The organism is Acidithiobacillus sp. TH-A35, from assembly GCF_057473505.1.
Map to the genome: position 1 here is coordinate 1 of NZ_JBYCKR010000047.1, position 3,672 is coordinate 3,672.

Annotated in this window: 5 protein-coding genes; 3 read left to right on the top strand and 2 right to left on the bottom strand. The window is 59.7% G+C overall.

The annotated features are described in order from the left end of the window. Window positions 1–23 precede the first annotated feature (23 nt). Together AC2VNK_RS01905 and AC2VNK_RS01910 are read right to left on the bottom strand one after the other, a co-directional pair. A complete protein-coding gene (locus AC2VNK_RS01905; protein WP_486882607.1) occupies window positions 24–605 on the bottom strand; it encodes a chorismate--pyruvate lyase family protein in 582 nt (193 codons plus the stop codon). Between the two features lie 31 nt (window positions 606–636). Beyond that, window positions 637–1,221 carry a class I SAM-dependent methyltransferase gene (locus AC2VNK_RS01910; RefSeq protein ID WP_486882608.1) on the bottom strand — a complete coding sequence of 195 codons (585 nt, stop codon included), beginning with the start codon at window positions 1,219–1,221 and terminating at the stop codon, window positions 637–639. 159 nt (window positions 1,222–1,380) lie between these two features. On the opposite strand from AC2VNK_RS01910, the gene AC2VNK_RS01915 reads away from it, so the two are divergent. From AC2VNK_RS01915 to AC2VNK_RS01925, 3 genes are all read left to right on the top strand, one after another. After that, window positions 1,381–1,770 carry a DUF3568 family protein gene (locus AC2VNK_RS01915; protein WP_486882609.1) on the top strand — a complete coding sequence of 130 codons (390 nt, stop codon included), beginning with the start codon at window positions 1,381–1,383 and terminating at the stop codon, window positions 1,768–1,770. An 84-nt stretch (window positions 1,771–1,854) separates the two neighbouring features. After that, on the top strand, window positions 1,855–3,201 hold the full coding sequence (gene miaB, locus AC2VNK_RS01920; protein ID WP_291524549.1) for a tRNA (N6-isopentenyl adenosine(37)-C2)-methylthiotransferase MiaB: 1,347 nt from the start codon (window positions 1,855–1,857) through the stop codon (window positions 3,199–3,201). A gap of 4 nt (window positions 3,202–3,205) precedes the next feature. Continuing rightward, window positions 3,206–3,672 (top strand): PhoH family protein (locus AC2VNK_RS01925; protein ID WP_486882610.1); only part of this gene is annotated, 467 nt, incomplete at its 3' end.

Genomic DNA, 3,672 nt, shown 5'->3' on the forward strand with positions numbered 1-3,672 from the left:
GAACGGCGCGGGAGTCGCTAGCATCAGCGTCGTCCTCGACCAGCCCAGCGTGGCAGGTCCGGCAGGAAATGCTCTTCCACCAGGACACCCGTGTCACCGCGACGCAATATGGACCGCCGCTGCCAGCGGCGGCGGCCGAATCGTGGTCGGCTCTCGGCTTGAATCGGGGAGCGCCGCAAACGTCGGTGACGGAATAGGGTGTTGCCGATGGGGCGCGTGCCATGGCGGGTAAGCGGTAACAAGCCGTGACGCAGTCCGCACAAAGGAATGGTCGTGCGCGCCCAGAGCGCCGGACGCATTGGGTCGCCACCATGCAAGAGGACCTCGCGCCAAAAAACCTGCTCTCCGCGGTGTAGGCGCAATACGCGGCGCTCAGTCGGCTTTGGATTCGCACGTCCGCTCCCCAGCAACAGCGCCCGCACCGCATGCGGCTTTCCGTAAGCCCGTTGCAGCGCTGCGGTGAGGGAGGCAGGCAAGGTTAGCCAAGGCCATAGCGTCCGAGAAGCATGGCGCAGGGGAGGCGGATTTTTGGTGATCATTTTGGAACAGGGCAGGGGCCCATTGTCTGACGTGGCACTCTGCGTCTTTCGGTCATGCCTCATCATTCTCGCCTCTTCTTTTGTCAACGCGACCAAATCAGCGCTGCTGGGGTGCGTGATAAATGAAGGCGTCTACCCGTGCCGGTGGCACATTGCGCCAGACCACGGCGACGCGTCGGCGACGAAACTCCGATGGCAAGCCCTGGCAGGAACTGCGGAAGTGGTAGGTAAACTGGATGAAGACCGTACCGTGATGACTGATCCCCGGAAGTTGCTGAAAGATGCGCTCGACGATCGCTTTGGGAATGCTGCGCAGCGGCAGGCTGGACACCACGGCGCGGATCGGACCGCGATGCGCCACCAAGTGTTGAATGTGCGCTGCGTCTCCTTCAATAACTTCCACCTCGGGATAATGCTGACGCAGGTGGCGGACCATGGCCGGCGCCTGTTCGACAAGAACCAAATCCTGCGGTGGTATGCCGCTTTCCAGTAAGGCCTTGGTTACCGGCCCCATGCCCGGCCCCAATTCGACCACCAGACCGGGGCTGTGGGGCACCATGGCGGCCATACGGCGGGCGAGGAAGGGGGAACTGGGCAGCACAGCCCCAATAGCATGAGGATCGCGTAAAAATTCGCGGGTAAAGTGCCAAGCCTGGGACATCGGCCCAGAAGATCGGGACATGGGCTTTCTCCACCGGTGGAGGCAAAACGCTGGTCATCGCGTCGCCGAATGAATGGCGCGTATTGTAGCACGGCGCTGCAGATGGCGTCATGCCGGACTACTTTTGGGTTATACTGGCGGCATGGGAGACTGAATCTTCCGGGTTTAATGAGGATGGATATGAATAAGCGATTGCTTCTGATCATGATGATGATGATGTCCCCGACCTTGCTCACCGCCTGTAGCACGGCGGACGGGGGCGGGCCGCTGGCTGCCGTCTATACGGGCCAGAGCACCCACTACTACCCGAGGGCATTTCAGCCCACCCTCGCGGCAACTACGCAGGTGCTGGGGCAGATGCATTGTGTCATCCTCAATACCGAAAGTGCGGGCACATCCTCCCAAGGCAGCGTTATTCATGCACGTAACGGGCACATGCTGGTGGATGTAACGATCACGCCGAAGGGTCCGCAGGTCACTGCGGTGGCCACTCGTTTTGGTCTGCTGGGCAGTGTTCAGGATGATCAGCACTTTCACTTCTTGCTGAAATCAGCGCTGGGTCTGGGGTGATTCCGTAATCGGCGGCCGCCCCTTGTCAATCCTTCGGGGTGGCCCTATCATCGTTCATAAGTCCTCACTTTTTCTGGGAATGCATTGCAGAACCTGTATATCAAGACTTACGGCTGTCAGATGAATGCGTATGACTCCGAGCGCATGGGTGATGTGCTTGCGGTTAGTCATGGATTGCATCTGGTGGACGATCCGGCGCTCGCCGATGTGCTCCTGCTCAACACCTGCTCCATCCGTGAAAAGGCCGAAGACAAGGTCTTTACTCAGCTCGGCTTTTGGCGCCCTTTCAAGGAACTGCGCCCTGAGGTGGTGATCGGTGTAGGGGGCTGTGTAGCCAGTCAGGAAGGAGAGCGGTTAAGGCGGCGCGCTCCTTACGTGGATCTGGTGTTCGGACCGCAGACGCTGCACCGTCTGCCGGATTTGCTGGATGCCTGTTTGGCCGAGCGCCGTCCGCAGGTGGACGTCGCCTTCCCGATGCTGGAAAAGTTTGATTATTTGCCGCAGCGACCGGGCCGCGACGGAGCCACCGCTTTTGTTACCATTCAGGAAGGCTGCGATAAATTCTGTACCTTCTGCGTGGTACCCCATACCCGGGGACGGGAATATAGCCGCACCATGCCCGATATCCTGCGTGAGGTGCGTGCGTTGGCAGAGCAGGGCGTGCGTGAGATCACCCTGCTGGGGCAGAACGTCAATGCCTATCGGGGCGCGACGGGGCTGGTGGGCGAGGGCGGCCTGGCCGATCTGCTGGAACGTCTGGCACGAATTCCCGGTTTACTGCGCCTGCGTTATACCACGTCCCATCCCAGTAACCTTGATGACGAATTGATTGCCGCGCATGGCAATATTGAAATGCTGGCACCCCACCTGCACTTGCCGGTACAAAGTGGTTCTGACCGTATTTTGCGGCGTATGCATCGCAAGCATACGGTTGAGCAGTATCTGGATAAGATTGATCGCCTGCGTGCCGCCCGTCCGGGTATCCAGATTTCTTCGGATTTCATCGTGGGGTTTCCGGGTGAAACCGATGCGGATTTTGCTGCGACCATGGAATTGATCGATGCAGTGCGCTTCGATCAGTCGTTTTCCTTCAAATACAGCCAGCGCCCCAATACGCCGGCACTGAAGCTGGAAGACAGTGTGCCAGAGGCCCTCAAGGATGAGCGTCTGGCGATATTACAGGGGCGCATCAACGGGCTGGCGCAGGGCTACGCGCAAGCCTTGGTGGGTACGCGGCAGGCGGTACTGATGACTGGACCGTCGCGCCGTGATCCGCAGCAACTGACGGGCAAGACCGCCTGCAATCGCTCAGTCAATATGGCGGGATCCATGGATTGGGTTGGACAGATGCTGGATGTCGAAATTACGGCAGCGCTGCCCAATAGTCTGCGCGGGCATGTGGCGCCGGCGAGCCAGCGCCTTGCCATATAATCCCATGGAGCCTCCCGGTAAGACGCAGAGTGTCAGTCACAGCGATTTTGTCGCTGAACATGCCAGTGCGGCGATGCTCTCCGAACTGTCCGGCGAGCTGGACAGCCATATCAAACAGATCGAGTCGCGCTTGGGAGTGGTTATCCTGCCCCGCGGCACACGCTTTCATATCACCGGGACAGCCGCTTCTGCGCAGGCAGCGCAGGAAGTGCTCTCCAAGTTGTATGCTCAAGTACGCCAGGGCCGATCCCTGTCCAGTCATTGGGTACATCACAGCATCCAGAATGTGCAACTGGAGGCGGAGGCTGGCGCTACGACGGTGGAGTCTGCCGGCGTACAGACCCTCAAAGGGATGATTCGTGGTCGCGGGCAACGGCAGCGCCATTATCTGGAGTCTATCCGCCATAATGATCTCACCTTCGGTATCGGCCCGGCTGGTACGGGCAAGACCTATCTGGCCGTTGCGGCGGC

Excerpts from the sequence above, each read along its gene's own strand:
- AC2VNK_RS01905 (WP_486882607.1), bottom strand. The coding sequence starts at position 605 with ATGATGAGGCATGACCGAAAGACGCAGAGTGCCACGTCAGACAATGGG.
- AC2VNK_RS01910 (WP_486882608.1), bottom strand. The coding sequence starts at position 1,221 with ATGTCCCGATCTTCTGGGCCGATGTCCCAGGCTTGGCACTTTACCCGC.
- AC2VNK_RS01915 (WP_486882609.1), top strand. The coding sequence starts at position 1,381 with ATGAATAAGCGATTGCTTCTGATCATGATGATGATGATGTCCCCGACC.